We start from the raw sequence: 18,885 nt of genomic DNA, 5'->3' as shown, positions 1-18,885 counted from the left end.
TAATATTTGTTTAGTTATCCAATTTCTAATTTAAAAATTTGAACTTATAATAAAATATTCAGTAATAGAATTAGCGAGCCTTCTTTTGAACGTAAAACAAATGTTACTAATCTAATGAAAAAGCATTAAGCTATGAGAATACCTGTTAGTTCAATGATGAAATTATTTGTTTTTTATCCGTACAACTCTATTATAGGATCGCTTTGTTTGCTGTTTAATAATCAAACGTGGGAAGCTCTATTGCCAACTGCAACCGCTTCCTGTAAGATTTTATTTAAGAAAATAATCGTTTGAACCGGAACATTATTAAAAAGGCGGGAAAAAACATGACAAAAAATGAACTGTTGCAGACTCAAAAAGAATCACTTCACGAGATACTAAAACAAGATACTGCTCTTTATCAAATCATCCAAATGGTTTCTAACATGGCGATACCAGAACTATATGTGGGAGCGGGATGTATCGTGCAATCCGTTTGGAATCGGCTTTATGGCATGCCAATCGGCTACGGGATAAGTGATGTCGATATTGTCTATTTTGATGAAGACTTGAGTGAAGGAAAAGAACTAGAAACGAGTAAAAAGATCGCAGGAGAAATCGAATCTTCAAACTATTCGCTGGATATCATCAATGAAGCAAGGGTCCATCTTTGGTATGAAGAACGATTTGGCTTTCCGATACAGGCGTATGGTTCTTCAGAAGAAGCTATTTCTACCTGGCCAACTACAGCTACAGCAATCGGTGTTTCTCTAAATGAGAATGGACAGTTACAAGTTTTTTCTCCTTATGGACTGGATGATCTATATGAAGGGATCGTCCGGCCGAATAAAAAAATGATCACGAAAGAAATCTATGATCAGAAAGTAGCAAAATGGACAAAGAAATGGCCAGACCTCAAGGTTATTCCTTGGTAATGTCTGTTTTTAGAAAGAAAAATGTGTTAGGAAAGAGTAAAAGATACAATGAATAGCGACAGATGGATGTGATTGATTCCTCTGGTTGAAGGAGATAAAAATGAAAAATAAGAAAGCATTCCTGTGCTTGATACTCGGTCAAGCGGTAGCAAATATCGGTGATACGATCTACACGGTAGCAGTCATCAGCGCCGTTTATTCTTGGACAAATTCGGCATTTGCTTCAGCAATTGTGCCAGTTATCGTTACAGGAGCGATGATGGTGGCGGGATTTTTGACTCCTTTGTTATCAATGAAATTATCGCTTGATAAAATGTTGAAGCTGAGTCAGCTAATGAAGACTATTTTTTTGTTTATTTTAGCGGGCTATCTTTCCTACTTGTCTGAGCAAATTGAACTAGGTGTGATCTATCTTTTGATTGCTTGCATTGCATTCTTAGATGGGTGTGCAGAACCGGTTAGTATGGCGCTGATTCCTCAATACGTAGAAAAAGAGGCGTTGATTCGTGCAAACAGCTTATTCAGCACGATGCTTCAAGTTGTTAACATTGGTAGTTGGGCGGTGGGCGCCTCTTTGCTTGTGTGGTTCTCGGTTTCTGAACTAGTTTGGATAGATGTGGGGCTTTTTTTACTTTGTTCTGGTTTATTTTTACTGCTACCTCGGACCGTTCAAAAAGCAACGCAAGGTTCAAAGTGGAAAGAGCTTAAAAAAGGGTGGCAGTATGTGTGGAAAGAACCGTTGATACGGACAGTCGTGGTCATGGACACGTTGGAAGGAATCGCTAATACCGCTTGGGTTTCTTCTCTTGTTCTGGTATTTGTTTCCGAAGTGTTGAAGCAATCAGATAAATGGTGGGGCTACATCAATGCTTTTTATTTTGTTGGTGCGTTACTTGGAAGTGTGATCGTGATGAAAAATCCAGAGTGGTTCGATCGAAGTAAAGGAAAAGCAATCGTAGCAGGTTCTTTTTTTGGCGGAATTGCCACATTACTAGTCTTATCGACTGAATATGCGCCATTTATTTTGATGTGTACTTTTTTGATCGGAATATTTTTTCAAGTCAAAAATATTCCGCAAGCAACGGTCATTCAGCAAAGAGCAAAAGAAGAAAAACTCCTCGCTGTTTATGCTGCATCAGGGATGATTTACATGGGAACTTTCTCTATCGCAATGCTGTTCATGGGAAGAGTTGCGGACGTGTTTGGTGTAAAACTCGTCTATCTTTTTTCGGGTATACTTCTTCTACTTGTTTCGGCTATTGGACAAAAGAAGAAAAATTTATTTACTTAGAAATTATCGAAATCGTTTATTTCACAGACTGCATGGTTTATGTGGTCTGTTTTTTTATTTCAGTGAGAATTTATGGAAATTACTACTTTTTTTAGATGATCAACTGATCGAAATAATTAATGTGAATCATCTAATTATAGGCATTTGCTAATCAATGCATAAATGGAATGAATCTTCCTCCTATTTTTCCCGAATGGAAGAAAAATTGGAAAATAACATATTCAGATGGATGTTATAGTTATTTTGTAACAAATAATAATTTTAGGAGTGTTATTTTAGATATGAAAAAGACTTTACTTTTTAGTGCGGTTTTGTTAGGGATGGTTATGTATTCAGAGATAAATCATGCAGATGAAGTTATTGATAAAAATGAAACTTCCACAGCAATCCAAACGAATCAAAATGTTTCAACGAAATTAGAAATCAAGCAAAGTGAGAATTTGAACGCCTATAAGGCAAATATTTTAAACAATACATATGGACCAAGTTCCAATCAATCAACAGGGATTTATAAACGTGCGAATGATGTGATCGAAATTTACGTTGATGAAAATACAGATCAATCGAAACTACCGACTTATTCGATCACTGGAGCTGGATTGACCGACTACCTTGAAGGTTGGACAAGAGGAATTCAATTAAATAGAGGAAGAAACGTGATCTCAGGAACACAAGTTGGTATTATCCATATTCAAAATGAACAAGATCAATTAACTTCTTCTGGAAAGGTAAATATTGAAATCAAAGGTGGTATCACGATCCCACGCTTTATTCTTGGTGAAACAACGAATGCACAATGGGATCAAATCGTAGCAAATCATCCAGGAGCACCAGGATATGAATTACTAGGTGAACGTGTATTGATTACAGGATCAAGCAGATCGATTCATTTGGTAAGGAATCCGACCAATATTGTAGAAACGCAAGATAAAGTCATCAAATCACACGATAAGATTTCCGGTCTTGATAATAGTGCCTCGAATCACCGTACTCCTGTTGGTTTAGTCCAACATATGCGTGAAACGCATTCTGCTGGTGCTTATATGTATGCTTACTTGCAACATACTGGTTATCATGCGGATACGATGTATGCTTTGTTGATGCCTGAACGTCAAGAGCAATGGGGCATGTATCATGAAATTGGACATACGTATCAAATGAATCGGATGAATTGGAATGGTTTGACAGAAGTGACAGTCAATATCTATTCTTTACGTGCGGAAAAGGAATTTGGTATTCGTAGTCGTTTGGAAAGAGATAATCGTTATACATCTATTTTCAATTATTTGAATAGCACTGGACAAAAACAATTTGATAGCCAAAATGTTTGGACAAAATTAGCGATGTTCTGGCAATTGGAACTAGCCTTTGGTGAAGATTTCTATCCAAACTTACATAAAATGTACCGTAACGAGCAACGCTCATTACCATCAGAACAGGATAAACGTCAGTATTTCGTTGTAGCAGCTTCTAAAATCAGTGGCAGAAACTTGCAGCCTTTCTTCCAACAGTGGGGAATCGATGTAACAGCAGAGAGTAGACTTGAAATGGAAAAACTACCGAAATTAACGAAAAAAATCTGGGAATATCGCGATGAGATGACTGGTGACGTTGGCAATATCGATGGTGAAGATAATAACAGCGATGATAAAGAAGCACCGACGATCCCAACTGGACTTGCTACAGAAGAAGTAACAAGCAATTCTGTAAAAATCAAATGGAATCAATCAGTTGATAACACAAAAGTCAAAGGCTATCGTATCTACCGAAATGGGGTACGAGTTGGGACGACTGAAACATTGGATTACACAGATAAGAATTTAGCGAGTGATACTGCTTATGTCTACCAAGTAAGTGCTTTTGACGAAGCAGGTAATGAGTCTGAGAAAACACAATTTATCACGGTTGTGACAAAGCAAGAGGAAAAAGATACACAAGCACCAAGTATTCCGACAGGCTTGACTGCTGGGACAGTGACTGCTAATAGTGCGCAGTTCAGCTGGGGACCATCAACGGATAACAACCGAGTAGCAGGATACAATGTATATCGTAACGGCGTTAAAGTCAATGCAGTAAGTGGTTCGACGTTTACAGATACAAATTTATCGAGCAACACAGCATATACTTATCAAGTAAGTGCTTATGATGCAGCGGGGAATGAATCAGAAAAAAGCCAAGCAATCACGATCACTACAAAAGATCAAAGTGTGTTGGAAGATACATGGCGCATCGACCAAGTGTATACGACAGGCAATTTAGTGATTTATAATGGGATCCAATATCGTGCCAAATGGTGGATCAAAGGAGAACGCCCAGATATTTCACAAGCATGGGAAAAAACAGATAAAACACAAATAGAAGAATGGGTAGCAAGTAAGGCATATTCTGGTGGCGATCGAGTAAGTTACAAAGGGAAAACTTATGAAGCAAAATGGTGGAATACCAATGCGAATCCAGAAACAAGTGATGTCTGGGTACTCAAATAGTTCAGTAACAAGAAACATAAAAATACCAAATGGGAGAATTTCATAAAAATGAAAAAATATGTATTGTTTAGTACCGTGTTGTTGGGGATGGTTATATTTTCGAATACAGTAAGTGGAGAAGAAGTAATCAAAGGTGAAACGGGACAAGCGACAGTAGAAATTAATGCAACGAATCAAAATGTATCAAAGAAATTAACGATTAAACAAAGTGAAAATCTGGACGCATATAAGGGGAATATTTTAGATAATCCATATGGGCCAAGTACGAATCAATCAACGGGAATCTATAAACGTGCAACTGATGTGATCGAGATCTATGTGGATGAGTCAACGGACCAAACAAAGTTACCGACGTATACGATTACTACGCCTGCGTTAACTAATTTCTCGGATGGTTCTGCAAACGGCACACAGTTAGTAAAAGGGCGTAATGTGATTTCTGGCTCTCAAGTGGGCCTTATCCATTTTCGAAATGAATCAGGTCAAACAGCACAAGGGAAAATAAGCATTGAAATCAAAGGTGGAATAGAGATTCCACGGTTTATTCTTGGAGAAACAACGCAACAGGAATGGACCCAAATGCTTGCCAATGATCCGAATGCAGTAGGTTATGAGTTAGTAAGTGACCGTGTATTGGTGACTGGTTCGAATCGAACACTTCAAGATGCAAAGGACCCTAAATCAATCTTAGAGGCTCATGAGAAAGTCATCTCGCTACATAACCAAAGCTCTGGTTTGGATGGCAGCTCAGCAGCGCATCGTACGCCTATTGGAATGGTCCAGCATTTGCGCGAAACCATTCAATCGGGCTATTACATGTATGCCTTCTATCAACATACTGCATATAGTAGTACTTCTGATGCTATGAGAACGGTATTAAATCCTACGACTATGGGACAGTGGGGAATCTGGCATGAGCTCGGTCATACATATCAACTGACCCGTATGAATTGGAAAGATTTAGCAGAAGTAACTGTGAATATCTATTCTTTACGTGCAGAAAAAGCATTAGGTCAACGTAGTCGATTAGAAAGAGAAAATCGTTACACGCCTATTTTCAATTATTTGAATGGCACTGGACAAAAACAATTCGATAGCCAAGATGTTTGGGTAAGACTAGGGATGTTCTGGCAATTAGAACTTGCTTTCGGTGATGACTTCTATCCAAACTTGCATAAAATGTACCGTAACGAGCAACGCTCATTACCATCAGAAAAAGATAAACGTCAGTATTTCGTTGTAGCAGCTTCTAAAATCAGTGGCAGAAACTTGCAGCCTTTCTTTGAAAAGTGGGGAATCGAAGTGACGACAGCAACTAAAACAGAACTGGCAAAACTTCCGAATTTAACAAAGAAAATTTGGGAATATCGTGATGAGATGACTGGGGATGTTGGGAATATTGAGGGAGAAAACGGTGGCGATGAAGTAGCGCCAACGACCCCAACTGGTCTTACGTCAGAAGAAGTAACAAGTCATTCTGTGAAGTTGAAGTGGAACCCATCAACAGATAATACCAAAGTCAAAGGTTATCGCATTTATCGAAATGGTGTGCGCGTAGGAACGACTGAAACATTGGATTATACTGACCAGAATTTGGCGAGTGACACCACGTATGTCTACCAAGTAAGTGCTTTTGATGAAGCAGGTAATGAGTCTGAAAAAACACAATTTATCACGGTTGTGACGAAACAAGAGGAAAAAGATACACAAGCACCTAGTATTCCAACAGGTTTGACGGCTGGTACAGTGACTGCTAATAGTGCGCAGATCAGCTGGGGGCCATCAACGGATAACAACCGAGTAGCAGGATACAATGTGTATCGTAATGGCGTGAAAGTCAATGCAGTAAGTGGTTCGACGTTTACAGATACGAATTTAGCAAGTAACACGGCTTACACTTACCAAGTAAGTGCTTATGATGCGGCGGGGAATGAATCAGAAAAGAGCCAAGCAATCACGATCACTACAAAAGATCAAAGTGTGTTGGAAGATACATGGCGCATCGACCAAGTGTATACGACAGGCGATTTAGTGATTTACAATGGAATCCAATATCGTGCCAAATGGTGGATCAAAGGAGAACGTCCAGATACTTCACAAGCATGGGAAAAAACAGATAAAACACAAATAGAAGAGTGGTCTGCGAGCAAAGCGTATTCTGGTGGCGATCGAGTAACATACAAAGGAAAAACGTATCAAGCCAAATGGTGGAATACCAATGCGAATCCAGAAACGAGCGATGTTTGGGCATTGAAATAGCAAAACATTTATCGTAAACAGTAGTTTTAGACGATTATTAAAAACGGCAGTACTTACTTTCAAATGAAGGTAAGTACTGCCTTTTTGTTTGACGTGAATCTAAGATTATAAACTAGTTAGCAACTGTACGATCCTTTGAAGTTTCTTCTAAAGCTTGTTCTTTTGCTAATTCATTTTTATCATAAATCTTGACGAATGGGTAATACATAAAAATGGAAAGAATGATCAATAGAATGTTTAACACAGCTGCCCGCCAGTCTCCGCCGGTTGCTAGATATGCGCCGATTGGTCCAGGGAGTGTCCACGGTGCGGTGATCGTGACTGCACTGACTAAGCCGAGTTTTGTCGCAAACCAAGCAATAGTTGCACAAACCATTGGCGCAAAGATAAAGGGAATGATCAATGTCGGATTCAATACGATCGGTACCCCAAAAATAACTGGTTCATTGATATTGAAAAGGGAAGGAGTAATAATCGCTTTCCCTAGCTTTGAAGCGTATTTCGACTTGGCAGTAAAGGCGAGCAGGATCGCTAAACCAATCGTACAACCTGCACCACCGATCCACACAAACCATTGATAAAATGGCTCAGCCGCAATATTTGGCAACGCCTCTCCAGCTGCCGCCGCGGTCGTATTCGATTCTAAGATCTGTAACCATAGTGGACGAGCAAGTGAACCGATGATGGAGACACCATGGATACCGAACGCCCAGAAAAAGGTGATCAGAAAAATAAGTAATAGTACACTCGGTAACGTGTCGGTAGCGCTGATCAAAGGGCTGACAACTTTTGAAACGGCTGTATGCCAATCAAAGCCGATATAATAGCTGATCGATGCCATAACTAAAATCACGATCAACGTTGGCGTCAATGCTTCGAACGATCGAGCAACTGCTGGCGGTACTTGTTCGGGCATGGTGATTTTGAATTTAGATTTGTCTGTTAATCGATAAACTTCCACAGCAAAAATAGAGGTAATGATACCAACGAACATTCCGCCGCCACCTAAATTTGCCATTGGCAAAACAAAACCAGAAGTGCCAGCAGCTTCCGCAGCCTCAAGAGGAATGTTGACAGGGATGAATGTTAATAAAAAAGCAATCGTTGCTAATAACCCCCCAGAAACGACATCGAGTTTATAGGTTTTTGCCAAACTAGCGCCAATTCCAAATGTGGCATAAAGAGACATGATATACATGGTCATGCGATAAGGTAGTAAAATCGTTGCGGCATTTTCCGACAAGAACTGATAGATTCCCCAGCTAGGTGGTAAGGGAGGAAAAGCAATGATCAAGAAAAATGAGCCTACGATGATCAGTGGTAAAGTGGCGATGATTCCATCACGAATAGCGCGTAAATGACGTTGGTTTGCAATTTTTGCCATTGGTTCAGCTAAATAACGCTCAATGACTTCTGTGAATTTGGTTAACATTTCAACACTCCTTTTTATCAATAAATTCTAAAAGATGATCCCTTTGTACAACCAAAGATAGGCAACAATCATCAAGCAAGCTGTGGCAAAGAAAAATGTGCGGATACAGCCTTTAGTGATACCTTTTTTCGTAGAAATAAAATAATGATTGCTGGTGATGACAGTAGCTAAAGAGACGGGTAGGAAGAGTAAGATACCAAGTCGAACTTCCCAGTGCAATAAATAGAATAAATATGGAATGAAGATTCCACCGAACATACAAGCAAGAAGCAAATAGCAAGATGATTTGATCCCAAAATGAATAACCGCTGACGATGTTTTTTTGTTGTTCATTTCAATACCTCCTTTCTTTTTGAAGCGTTTACATATTTTAAGTATACCTATATGAAATTTAAAATCAATATATTTGTTGCTATCAAGTAATTTTATTTCTAATGATTTGTTTTAACAGAGAAAAATAGGAGTTAGTGTAAAATAAACGCACAAAAAAACGAGCCTGAGACATTAGTCACCTTGTATCCCTTAAAACCGACTACAGAAATAAGCGTGAACCCCCGAAAAATTGAAGAACAATTTTCGGGGTTCACGCTTATTCTTGGAGATGAGTATTTTCGTCATAATCTTGAGAGCGCTAGTTAAAAGCTTCGACCACCGCCACCAAAGGTTCCGCCACCACTCGAATGAGTCGTGCTGCCACCGCCACCGCTTCCTGGTGGTGGTGCTTTAGGGATACGACGGGTCGTAACAAACGAATTCGTCAAACGATCCGTTTTGTCCGTTAACTTGATACTAGCCTTTTCACGAAATGGGTATTTGTATGTCCCAGATTTCAATTGGTAGCGAGAGACGTTTATGACATAAAAAGCGATGCCCAATACAGCAGCTAAGACAAGTGCAATCACTATCTCTATCGTAGTCAGTACCTTGTATCGAGTGATTTTACCTGTCGCTTCATCTACGCGGTAATGACCACCAGGCACACCTTCATCCACATAGCTAGAAGCTTTAGTCAGATAAGCCTGAGCTGCCGCGAAATAATTCGCATTCGTCATTTCGTCATAAACATCGTCTAAGGTCGAATCGATCCGGCGATCCGTCAAATAGTCGATCATATTCCCAGAAGTAGAGATATAGATTTCTCGTTGACCCATATCTAAAAGTAAAACAGAACCATTTTGATCGTTTCCTATTGCGTTTCGCAAATAGTTGTCAGCAAAGTCTCTAGGCTCTTCAGAGTTAGAGTCAGTAGTTACGATAAATACCTGACCTTTGATCTTTTCGTTGATTTCTTGTGCCTGTTGGTTCAATGTTGCGATTTGGTCGCTTGTAAATAGACCTGCTTCGTCATTGACCGTTGGAGTAGCTGCACCTACGATCGGTGTCCATAGTAAACTAACCGCTAATAAAAAGAAAAGATAAAGACTATTTTTTGTCTTGGTCATATCAAGTAGCCTCCAATCATAAAGAGGATGGCTAAAACGGCGAATATGCCAAAAGAGGTCAAAGCTAGCTTTTTATGACTGATTGGTAATACACCACTGACCTTACCAGTTTGACCATTCATGGCATAATAGTAGACTTTCTTATCGGAGTCATTGCTACGGTAAGTAACTAGCCAAACAGGTAACAGCACGTATTCATTTTTTTCGCCGGTGATCTGAGTAGAAGTTCGTACCCCGGTCAACGTAGTATAGCCATTTGCTGTATCCCGCAACAATTTTTCCGAATAGTCACGTAGCTCATTTTGGATATCTGCTTTGATCGCTTGGTACTCAATGTCACGTTTTTCTGCTTGGAAACCTGCCAGATATTGACTCTTGAAATCAATCGCTTTGTCTAATGGAAATGGCTGGACCGCTTCCACCATCTTTTGCTGAGTATTTTTTGACAAGGCATTTTTCACTAATTCTTTAAATGAAAGTTTCCCTTCACGTTGGACAGCATATTGTTTTGTTTCGGTGTATTCGATATCGCCGACACGCCAGATTCTGATAACTGTTCCATTGGCTTGCAAGGAACCGTCCAGTTCGGCATCGGTCGCCCAATAAGGGAAATAAACGCCGGTCAATTTATCGATTTGATCTTGATTGAAAAAGGCTTTTGGCACAAACCATTTTTTCTTTGTCCAGGCGAGAAATTGTTTGATTGCTTCTTCTTTTTCTACCGCAAAAGGTAAAACTTTATTTGGTAAAAAGTCACCGCTCAGACGTCCAGATAACACAACTGGGTTATGGCAGTAGTAGCAGTAGGTAGCAGCAGTAGTTGCCTCTGTAACGATCTCTGCACCGCAACTCGGGCATAAAAATAGTTCCATACTGCTTTGTTCGCCAGTAGTTGTCTGTTCAGCGGTTGCTTCTGCATCAGACACTCCGCCAGCATCTGCAAATGCTTGTCGTTCCGTTTCATCCATTTGATCAAGTTGTTCTTCAGCAGTAAAAGTGAAGTCATCACTTGCAGCTGGTTGCTCTTGGTTCCCATCGATATTGCGGGCCGCTTTTTGTTCCTCTTCATATTGACTGACTTCAGCTTCTGTATAGACATTCAAGCAATAGTCGCAATGAAATTTTTGATCTTTTGGATCGAAGGTCAATGGTCCGCCGCAATTGGGGCATTTATGTGTTAAAACATCCATTCGGGCACCCCTTTCAACTAGTCGAGTGGGATACCTTTGAATGGTTTTCCACAATTAGGACAAAACTTAGGAATACCATTTGAAAGATCCACCACTTCATTACATTCGCTACATTTCATTTCAAGCTTTGGTTGGCTATTCGCTACAGGTTTTGCCCCGCCACAATTTGAACAGAACTTCCCTGTATTTTCGGTGCCACAGACAGGGCAAGTCCACGTATCATTTGTGCCTTGAGCGGTTTGTTGATTTTGTTTTTCTTGTTGTTGTTTGATTTGGTCTTGATTGTTTTGTGAGGACTGTGCCAGATAAGAACCATTGGCATTCATCCCCATGCCCATACCCATGAAGCCTGTCATTGCACCGGCATCATTTTTACCAGCGGCTTCCATCCCACGAGCAATCGAGCCTTGGACATAACCTTCACGGACACTTGGATCACCTAACATTGCCCCTTCATTACGCATGTTGATCAGTTTGACTGAATCATCTGTATAAGAGATGCTAGCAACTGCGACAGAAACGATTTCCATGCCACGAAGCTCACGCCATGAATCATCTAAGGCTGTTCCCATGTATTTGCTTAGTTCCAAGCTTTTTGATGGGACATAAGAAATCCGTTGCCCATCAGCAGACATTTGGTTGATTGCTGATTGTAAAGCAGTTAAGAATTCTGCTAAATACTGTTCATTGATATCTGCGATTTCAACTTGTGTTTTGTTTTTAGGGATCGCATTTGTATAAAATAAAATCGGATCAGTGATGTGGATAGAATACGTTCCATGTGCACGTAGGAATAGCTCTGCATTATAGAAATTATCAAAGTAATTCAATGGCGCGCTTGTGCCAAATTTGATTCCTTTGATCTCTTGGAGATTGATATAGAATACTTGTTGTTTTTGTGGTGTGACGCCACCAAATTTAAAACGGTCGAAGGTTTCAGCGATTGCACCTTTCAATGAACCATTGAACATAGAAGGAGCGGCATCGTTTTTCACCGTATAGTAGCCTTCTTCAGCCGTATAATCGATGATTTTTCCGCCATCCACTAAGAGCATCATCATATTTGGATAAACATGAACGACAGTACCATCTGTCAATACGTCATCTGTTCCTTTTCGATTTGAACCACGTTTGTCATCTTTTCGTACTTTGACACCTTTAGTCATGACTGTTGTATCGCTCATATTATCTGGTTCAATGACCTCGATCCATTGATCTGCCAATCCGCCGCCGATCATACTAGTTGCTGCTTTAATAAGTCCCATAAAAAGTCCTCCCTTTGATCAATTATTTGTTACTAAGTATATGTTTGTATTATACCATAGGAGTATGAAAATGCTCTCAGTCGAAAGATGTAGAAAAAGAGAGGGGCGATTTTCCCACATTCCCTATTTATATATGAAGTTGACCATTTTTTTACAAGCTAGATAAAAGATGTTCAAAAGCAACTTCTTCAATGTTCCGTCTTATTATTCGGAGCTGCCCGGCTTTCTCACAACCTCTGATAAACGGTGTTCAAAAAGCTGACCTTCAACATTAAGCTAAAAAATTACAAAATATGAGGAGCTATTTTGCAATTTTCTATCTTACTGCTCAGGTCAAGGCGCTTTTTTCACAACCTCTGATAAACGGTGTTCAAGGAGCAGCACTTCGGTCATAAGCCAAAAAAATCAAAAATGAAAGAGCCATTTTCGATTTTTCTGTCTTATGCCTTAGTGCTGACCGCTCCTCTCACAACCTAATAAACTATAGTAGTTTTTTTATCCTAAATCACGTATAATAAAAGATAGTGAATTTTTCAAAAGAAGGGGGATCCTTATGGCATATCAAGCACTTTATCGTGTGTGGCGTTCACAGCGATTTGAAGATATCGTTGGACAAAAAGCTGTGACACAAACATTGAAAAATGCGATTGTTTCCCATAAAACCTCACATGCCTATTTGTTTACAGGACCAAGAGGGACAGGGAAAACAAGTGCGGCAAAAATATTTGCCAAGGCGATCAATTGCCCAAACAGTAAAGATGGTGAACCTTGTAATCATTGTGAGATGTGTCAGTCGATTACGACTGGAACGCAAGAAGACGTCATTGAAATCGATGCGGCAAGTAATAATGGTGTCGAAGAGATCCGTTTCATCAGAGACCGAGCAAATTATGCACCGACAAAAGCCGCTTACAAAATTTATATCATTGATGAAGTCCACATGCTTTCAACTGGGGCATTCAATGCCTTACTAAAAACACTGGAAGAACCAAAAGAAAGTGTTATTTTTATTTTAGCAACGACCGAACCGCACAAAATACCTGCAACGATCATTTCTCGAACACAACGTTTTGACTTTAAGCGAATCAATGCAGCGGATATCACCGAACACTTAGAATATATCTTGGATCAATCAGAGATCACCTATGAGGCACCTGCACTGACTGTCATCGCAAGAGCAGCAGAAGGTGGGATGCGCGATGCGTTGAGTATTCTTGACCAAGCGATTTCCTTTAGTAATGGGACGATCACGTTGGATGATGCGATGCAAGTCACAGGTAGTTTGACAAATGAGATGATGGATGCGTATCTGTCGGCTTGTTTCAACAAAGAGATCCCACAAGCCTTACAAGAATTGAATCAAATTTTAGCGGCAGGAAAAGAGTCGCGACGCTTTTTGGAAGATCTGCTGTCTTACTGTCGTGATTTATTGATGTATCAACAAGCACCGAATTTGTTAGAGGAAACTTCACATGTCAAAACAGAAACATTTACGACATTAGCGAAGGAGATTCCAGCACAGCGGTTGTTCCAGACGATTCAAATTTTGAGTGATACACAAAATGAGGTACGGTTTACGAATAGTGCGACGATTTATTTAGAGGTTGCGACTGTGAAACTGGCACAAGCTTCAGCAGCTGTCAGTCAACAAGCGCCAAGTGAAACCGACCAGCAACAAGTGAAGCAACTCCAACAAGAGATCCAAGAACTAAAAAAAGAGATCAAAGAGATCAAAAATGGTACGGTGAAAGTCGCGACCAATCAGCAAACGACACAAGCACCTGTTCAGAAAAAACAGCCAAGTACGTACCGTATTCCGACTGAACGGGTGTATAATGTATTAAAAGAAGCAACAAGAAAACACTTGAATGATGTAAAAGAAGTCTGGGATGATCTTTTGATGAGTTTGTCGGTCACGCAACGAGCAATGTTAAAAGCGAGTGAACCAGTTGCGGCTGGTCCAAGTGGGCTTGTCATTGCGTTTGATTATGAGATCGTCTGTCAACGAGCAGCAAATGATGAAGAACTGCAATTAGCGATCCATAATCAACTTAGCCGAATGATCAAAGACTATGCGCCTGAACCTGTGTATATCACAAGGGAAAGCTGGCCAGGTCTAAGAAAGAATTACCTTGTTCAAGTAAAAGACGGAGGAGCAGAAGAATCGTTTGCGTCTGATGATGAGTCGGATGAGATCGAATTGATCCCTCAAGAACAAACAAACCAAGAAAATGTAGTGACGAAAGCTGAAGAACTTTTTGGTTCAGCAGTCACAGTAATCGATGATTAGAAAAGGAGAGCGATAACAATGATGCGCGGAATGGGAAATATGCAAGGGATGATGAAACAAGTCCAAAAAATGCAAAAAGAAATGGGACAAGCCCAAGAAAAACTAAATGAAACAGAATTTACTGGTAGCTCTACGAATGATTTAGTCAAAGTAGTTTTCACTGGAAATCGTCGAATGAAAGATATCCAGATCAAAGAGGAAGTCGTTGATCCAGAAGATACAGAAATGCTACAAGATTTGATCGTGATGGCTGTCAATGACGTATTAGAAAAAATCGATACAGAATCAGAAAAAACAATGGGAAAATATACTAAGGGCTTACCCTTTTAAGTTTTCCTGAAGGGGAAATGAACATGCAATATCCAGAACCAATTGCAAAACTGATCGACAGTTATATGAGACTTCCAGGTATTGGTCAAAAAACAGCGACAAGATTGGCTTTTTATACGATCGATATGAAGGATGAAGTAGTCAACGAATTTGCTAAGGCATTATTGAGCGTCAAACGTGATCTGCATTTTTGCAGTATTTGCGGAAACATCACAGAAGAGGACCCTTGTGAGATCTGTAAAGATCCATCAAGAGATCGTGGCATCATTTTAGTCGTCGAAGAACCAAAAGATGTCATGGCGATGGAGAAAATGCGGGAGTATCGCGGGTTGTATCATGTACTACATGGGGTGTTATCTCCAATGGAAGGCACTGGGCCAGAAGATATCAATATTCCTCCTCTCTTGCAACGCCTGCATGATGCAGAAGTCCAAGAAGTGATCATCGCCACCAATGCAACAACTGAAGGAGAAGCAACAGCAATCTACCTTTCACGCTTGATCAAACCAGCGGGGATCAAAGTCACACGTTTAGCTCATGGCTTATCCGTTGGTTCCGATATCGAATATGCGGATGAAGTGACTTTATTAAAAGCGGTCGAAGGTAGACGTGAATTATAATTTTTTGACATACATTTGAGTATGTCAATTTGATCGACAAGACTTTTCCGATACAATATAGAAGCAAGAGAAGAGATGGAGGCAAAAGTGTGAACGGCTTATTTATTACGATCGAGGGACCGGATGGTGCAGGTAAAACAAGTATCATCAATGAGTTATTTCCTCTTTTACAAGAAGTAGCAAAAACAGAGATCATTCAAACTCGAGAACCAGGAGGAATACCGATCGCTGAACAAATTCGTGCAGTGATCCTTGATCCGAAAAATGATCGCATGGACGAACGGACAGAAAGTTTGTTATACGCAGCTGCGCGAAGACAACACTTAGTCGAAAAAGTTTTACCCGCACTTTCAAGTGGGAAAATCGTTTTGTGTGATCGCTTTGTCGATAGTTCTTTGGCTTATCAAGGTGCTGGTCGACGGATCGGTATCGATGAGATTGCTGAGTTGAATGAATTTGCTACAGAAGGGACAACGCCTGATTTTACTCTCTATCTTGATGTGGACTCTGACACAGGGTTACGTCGCATCGCAAAAAATCGACAAAACCAAATCGATCGCTTAGATTCAGAAGGATTAGAGTTCCACCAGCGTGTGCGTCATGCGTACTTGAAACTGGCAGAGGAACATCCGGAACGTATCCATAAGATCGATGCAAGAAATAGTTTTGAAGAAGTGTTACAATTGAGTTACCACGCAATTATCAACCAATTTCCACAATATTTTGAAAGTCAGGAAGGTGAACGTAAATGAAAATCATTTTAGCAATCATTCAAGATAAAGATAGCAACCGTTTGTCCAACGAATTGATCGATGCCAATATTCGTGCCACTAAATTATCTTCGACTGGTGGGTTCCTTAAAGCCGGAAACAGCACATTTATCGTGGGTATCGAAGACGATCGTGTCGAAGAAGCATTAGAGATCATCAAAAAAACGTGCGAGTCAAGAAAACAATTTGTTTCTACTCCAGTAACGTTAGATATTTCAATGGACGGTGGCGTTCCTTATCCTGTAGAAGTTGAAGTAGGCGGAGCAACAGTCTTTGTCTTACCAGTTGAAGGATTCCACCATTTTTAGGAGGAAGTATGGCTGAAGAAACTGTACTTGCGCAAATGCAACCTCTCGTGTATCAACAACTTCAACGAAGTTTTGAGCATGGGCGTCTCGCTCATGCTTATCTTTTTGAAGGTGAAAAGGGCACAGGAAAACATGAGATGGGCATTTGGTTAGCGCAACATTTATATTGTACGCAAATGAACGAACAACAGCCTTGTGGCGTATGTAATAATTGTCAACGAATAAAAAATCAAGAGCATCCGGATGTACTTGTTCTTTCACCGGAAGGTCAATCGATCAAGGTCGAACAGATCCGACGCTTACAGACAGAGTTTAGTCGAAGCGGATATGAATCAAGAAAAAAAGTATTCTTGATCCAAGAAGCAGAGAAAATGAACGCGAGTGCGGCAAACAGCTTGCTGAAATTTTTAGAAGAGCCACCAGGTGATTTTCTGGCGATTTTAGAAACGGAAGCGATCGGTCGCATCTTACCGACGATCCAATCTCGTTGTCAAACACTCCATTTCCAAGAATTATCAAAAGGTTCATTGATCCAAAAATTACAAGAACAGCAAATTTCTGCAGAAAAAGCGAAACTTTTAGCGTTCTTGACGAACAGTTTAGGAAAAGCAGTTGAAATCTCAGATGATGAATGGTTTAATGAGGCTAAGGACTTGATTTATCAATGGTTTGTCTACTTGGATAAACGAGATACACAAGCATTTATCTATGTCCAAAAACGATTGGTGAAAGCATTTAAAGAGAAAAGCCAACAATTTACCGGTTTTTCAATCTTGATGTATTATTATCAGGAAGCTCAAAAACAGGCGATAACATCTGGGGAGTATGGTAAAGTCAAACGGCTGAATCAAACGATTGAACGCATTTTGGTCGCAGAACAAAAACTGCGTAGCAATGTGAGTTTTCAAGCCGTCGCTGAGCAATTCGTATTACAAACGATTTTTTGATTTGTCAATTTATATTTTGCGAAATCAAGGAGGCCGCAAATGGTAGAAGTAGTAGGTGTCCGTTATAGAGATGCTGGTCATGTCTATTATTTTACACCCGGAGATTCAGAATATTCATACAATGATAAAGTGTTAGTCGAGTCTCAGCAAACTTTACATATCGCAACGGTTGCTATTCCCAAAAGAGATATTGATCTGGAAGATTTACCTGAAACCATCAATCCCATTTTGCATAAAGCAACGACTGCTGAGCTGAAAAAAAGCAAAAAAAACGAAGAAGATTCAAAAAAAGCTTTTTTGATTGCGAAAGAAAAGATTAGATTTAGAAAATTAGAAATGAAGATCGTCCACGTTGAATACACATTTGACCGAAGCAAATTGACTTTTTATTTTGCGGCAGATGGGCGCATCGATTTTCGTGAATTAGTGAAAGACCTTGCTGCTGTTTTTCGTACAAGGATCGAATTGAAACAAATTGGTGTTCGTGATGAAGCGAAGATGATCGGAAGTATTGGGCCTTGTGGGCGACCACTATGTTGCTCGTCTTTCTTGGGAGATTTCGTTCCTGTTTCGATCAAAATGGCAAAGGAACAAGGTTTATCACTGAATCCAACTAAAATATCTGGCTTGTGTGGTCGCTTGATGTGCTGTTTACAGTATGAAAGTGAAGCATATGAAGCCGCAAAAAAAGAACTCCCTGACTTTGGGAAAATACTTGAAACTCCTGATGGTAAAGGGAAAGTCGTAGGGTTAAATCTGCTCAGTCGCTTAGTGAGTGTGCGACTGAACGGACGGGAGAATCCTGTTGAATATGAATGGGATGAACTAAAAAATTTCATCCAAGTAGGTGAGATGAATGGATAAGAGATCATTATATGATGGGTTGAACCAATTGGAGTCAGAGTTACGAAATACATTGACTGAACTAGTCGAGATGAAACATGCACTGCATGAGATCGTTGAGAAAAATACCACGTTAGAAATGGAAAATCAACGATTACGTGAACATCTACGTGAATTGAACCAAGTGGCGCAAGCTCCAGCTGAAAATGCAAAACAAGAACTATCAAAATCCCGAATGAATCTGGAAAAGATTTATGAAGAAGGATTTCATGTTTGTTATGATTTGTATGGTTCAAGACGTGAAAATGATGAACCTTGTGCGTTCTGTTTAGAAGTGATCTATCGAGAAAGTGGACGCTAGATCATTTGATCTAGTTGCTTTTTTCACGGTTGGTGAATACCGCAAAGCATTCTTGTTTTGCAGTATTCGTCGTTGAACGATCCATAAAATTTTTAAATTAGAGTAACTTCCTTTACTGAACTTCTGAACGAGAAAGC

At 39.9% G+C, this 18,885-nt stretch carries 17 protein-coding genes; 12 read left to right on the top strand and 5 right to left on the bottom strand.

Going from position 1 to position 18,885, the window contains the following annotated elements; all coding sequences use genetic code 11:
• Positions 1-326: 326 nt before the first annotated feature.
• The 4 genes from JZO83_RS01325 to JZO83_RS01310 all read left to right on the top strand — a co-directional run bounded on the left by JZO83_RS01325 (position 327) and on the right by JZO83_RS01310 (position 6,950).
• The gene (locus tag JZO83_RS01325) at positions 327-914 is read left to right on the top strand and encodes a nucleotidyltransferase family protein (protein ID WP_207114813.1); all 588 of its coding nucleotides are present in this window, start codon (positions 327-329) and stop codon (positions 912-914) included.
• Between the two features lie 100 nt (positions 915-1,014).
• Positions 1,015-2,205: an MFS transporter gene (locus tag JZO83_RS01320; RefSeq protein WP_207114812.1), complete on the top strand. Its 1,191-nt coding sequence runs from the start codon at positions 1,015-1,017 to the stop codon at positions 2,203-2,205.
• A gap of 281 nt (positions 2,206-2,486) precedes the next feature.
• A complete protein-coding gene (locus JZO83_RS01315; RefSeq protein WP_207114811.1) occupies positions 2,487-4,691 on the top strand; it encodes a M60 family metallopeptidase in 2,205 nt (734 codons plus the stop codon).
• A gap of 48 nt (positions 4,692-4,739) precedes the next feature.
• On the top strand, positions 4,740-6,950 hold the full coding sequence (locus JZO83_RS01310) for a M60 family metallopeptidase (protein WP_207114810.1): 2,211 nt from the start codon (positions 4,740-4,742) through the stop codon (positions 6,948-6,950).
• 112 nt (positions 6,951-7,062) lie between these two features.
• On the opposite strand, the gene JZO83_RS01305 is transcribed toward JZO83_RS01310, so the two are convergent.
• The 5 genes from JZO83_RS01305 to JZO83_RS01285 all read right to left on the bottom strand — a co-directional run bounded on the left by JZO83_RS01305 (position 7,063) and on the right by JZO83_RS01285 (position 12,279).
• Entirely contained in the window at positions 7,063-8,382 is a 1,320-nt protein-coding gene (locus tag JZO83_RS01305) for a PTS sugar transporter subunit IIC (RefSeq protein ID WP_207114809.1), read from the bottom strand.
• A gap of 27 nt (positions 8,383-8,409) precedes the next feature.
• Positions 8,410-8,715, bottom strand: a complete 306-nt coding sequence (locus JZO83_RS01300; protein ID WP_207114808.1) for a hypothetical protein — start codon at positions 8,713-8,715, stop codon at positions 8,410-8,412.
• Positions 8,716-9,017: 302 nt separating this feature from the next.
• Positions 9,018-9,824, bottom strand: a complete 807-nt coding sequence (locus JZO83_RS01295) for a TPM domain-containing protein (protein WP_207114807.1) — start codon at positions 9,822-9,824, stop codon at positions 9,018-9,020.
• Entirely contained in the window at positions 9,821-11,014 is a 1,194-nt protein-coding gene (locus JZO83_RS01290; protein ID WP_206856577.1) for a TFIIB-type zinc ribbon-containing protein, read from the bottom strand. Before JZO83_RS01290 ends, JZO83_RS01295 begins: the two co-directional genes overlap by 4 nt.
• Before the next feature lie 17 nt (positions 11,015-11,031).
• Positions 11,032-12,279 carry an SPFH domain-containing protein gene (locus tag JZO83_RS01285; RefSeq protein WP_206856581.1) on the bottom strand — a complete coding sequence of 416 codons (1,248 nt, stop codon included), beginning with the start codon at positions 12,277-12,279 and terminating at the stop codon, positions 11,032-11,034.
• Between the two features lie 553 nt (positions 12,280-12,832).
• On the opposite strand from JZO83_RS01285, the gene dnaX reads away from it, so the two are divergent.
• The 8 genes from dnaX (at position 12,833) to JZO83_RS01245 (ending at position 18,748) form a co-directional block, all read left to right on the top strand.
• A complete protein-coding gene (dnaX, locus tag JZO83_RS01280; RefSeq protein ID WP_206856583.1) occupies positions 12,833-14,569 on the top strand; it encodes a DNA polymerase III subunit gamma/tau in 1,737 nt (578 codons plus the stop codon).
• Between the two features lie 18 nt (positions 14,570-14,587).
• Positions 14,588-14,899: a YbaB/EbfC family nucleoid-associated protein gene (locus tag JZO83_RS01275; RefSeq protein WP_206856585.1), complete on the top strand. Its 312-nt coding sequence runs from the start codon at positions 14,588-14,590 to the stop codon at positions 14,897-14,899.
• A 23-nt stretch (positions 14,900-14,922) separates the two neighbouring features.
• Positions 14,923-15,519, top strand: a complete 597-nt coding sequence (gene recR / locus JZO83_RS01270; protein WP_206856587.1) for a recombination mediator RecR — start codon at positions 14,923-14,925, stop codon at positions 15,517-15,519.
• Between the two features lie 89 nt (positions 15,520-15,608).
• The gene (gene tmk / locus JZO83_RS01265) at positions 15,609-16,271 is read left to right on the top strand and encodes a dTMP kinase (RefSeq protein WP_206856588.1); all 663 of its coding nucleotides are present in this window, start codon (positions 15,609-15,611) and stop codon (positions 16,269-16,271) included.
• Complete coding sequence (locus JZO83_RS01260; RefSeq protein ID WP_010736048.1) at positions 16,268-16,597, top strand: cyclic-di-AMP receptor; 330 nt, start codon at positions 16,268-16,270, stop codon at positions 16,595-16,597. The genes tmk and JZO83_RS01260 overlap by 4 nt, the downstream gene beginning before the upstream one ends.
• Positions 16,598-16,605: 8 nt before the next feature.
• Positions 16,606-17,544, top strand: coding sequence for a DNA polymerase III subunit delta' (holB, locus tag JZO83_RS01255; RefSeq protein WP_206856589.1), 939 nt, complete (start codon positions 16,606-16,608; stop codon positions 17,542-17,544).
• 39 nt (positions 17,545-17,583) lie between these two features.
• On the top strand, positions 17,584-18,408 hold the full coding sequence (locus tag JZO83_RS01250; protein ID WP_207114806.1) for a stage 0 sporulation family protein: 825 nt from the start codon (positions 17,584-17,586) through the stop codon (positions 18,406-18,408).
• Positions 18,401-18,748, top strand: coding sequence for a DNA replication initiation control protein YabA (locus JZO83_RS01245; RefSeq protein ID WP_010736045.1), 348 nt, complete (start codon positions 18,401-18,403; stop codon positions 18,746-18,748). Before JZO83_RS01250 ends, JZO83_RS01245 begins: the two co-directional genes overlap by 8 nt.
• Positions 18,749-18,885: the final 137 nt, after the last annotated feature.

The organism is Enterococcus sp. DIV1298c, from assembly GCF_017316315.1.
Classification (GTDB): domain Bacteria; phylum Bacillota; class Bacilli; order Lactobacillales; family Enterococcaceae; genus Enterococcus_B; species Enterococcus_B mangumiae.
The sequence above is the reverse complement of the archived record's forward strand: the minus strand, read 5'-3'. Positions and strand labels throughout refer to the sequence as shown.

Coding starts and splice junctions, on each gene's coding strand:
- holB (WP_206856589.1), top strand. CDS start 16,606: ATGGCTGAAGAAACTGTACTTGCGCAAATGCAACCTCTCGTGTATCAA.
- JZO83_RS01245 (WP_010736045.1), top strand. CDS start 18,401: ATGGATAAGAGATCATTATATGATGGGTTGAACCAATTGGAGTCAGAG.
- JZO83_RS01325 (WP_207114813.1), top strand. CDS start 327: ATGACAAAAAATGAACTGTTGCAGACTCAAAAAGAATCACTTCACGAG.
- JZO83_RS01305 (WP_207114809.1), bottom strand. CDS start 8,382: ATGTTAACCAAATTCACAGAAGTCATTGAGCGTTATTTAGCTGAACCA.
- recR (WP_206856587.1), top strand. CDS start 14,923: ATGCAATATCCAGAACCAATTGCAAAACTGATCGACAGTTATATGAGA.
- JZO83_RS01285 (WP_206856581.1), bottom strand. CDS start 12,279: ATGGGACTTATTAAAGCAGCAACTAGTATGATCGGCGGCGGATTGGCA.
- JZO83_RS01295 (WP_207114807.1), bottom strand. CDS start 9,824: ATGACCAAGACAAAAAATAGTCTTTATCTTTTCTTTTTATTAGCGGTT.
- JZO83_RS01250 (WP_207114806.1), top strand. CDS start 17,584: ATGGTAGAAGTAGTAGGTGTCCGTTATAGAGATGCTGGTCATGTCTAT.
- JZO83_RS01290 (WP_206856577.1), bottom strand. CDS start 11,014: ATGGATGTTTTAACACATAAATGCCCCAATTGCGGCGGACCATTGACC.
- JZO83_RS01315 (WP_207114811.1), top strand. CDS start 2,487: ATGAAAAAGACTTTACTTTTTAGTGCGGTTTTGTTAGGGATGGTTATG.
- JZO83_RS01310 (WP_207114810.1), top strand. CDS start 4,740: ATGAAAAAATATGTATTGTTTAGTACCGTGTTGTTGGGGATGGTTATA.
- JZO83_RS01320 (WP_207114812.1), top strand. CDS start 1,015: ATGAAAAATAAGAAAGCATTCCTGTGCTTGATACTCGGTCAAGCGGTA.
- JZO83_RS01260 (WP_010736048.1), top strand. CDS start 16,268: ATGAAAATCATTTTAGCAATCATTCAAGATAAAGATAGCAACCGTTTG.
- JZO83_RS01275 (WP_206856585.1), top strand. CDS start 14,588: ATGATGCGCGGAATGGGAAATATGCAAGGGATGATGAAACAAGTCCAA.
- JZO83_RS01300 (WP_207114808.1), bottom strand. CDS start 8,715: ATGAACAACAAAAAAACATCGTCAGCGGTTATTCATTTTGGGATCAAA.
- dnaX (WP_206856583.1), top strand. CDS start 12,833: ATGGCATATCAAGCACTTTATCGTGTGTGGCGTTCACAGCGATTTGAA.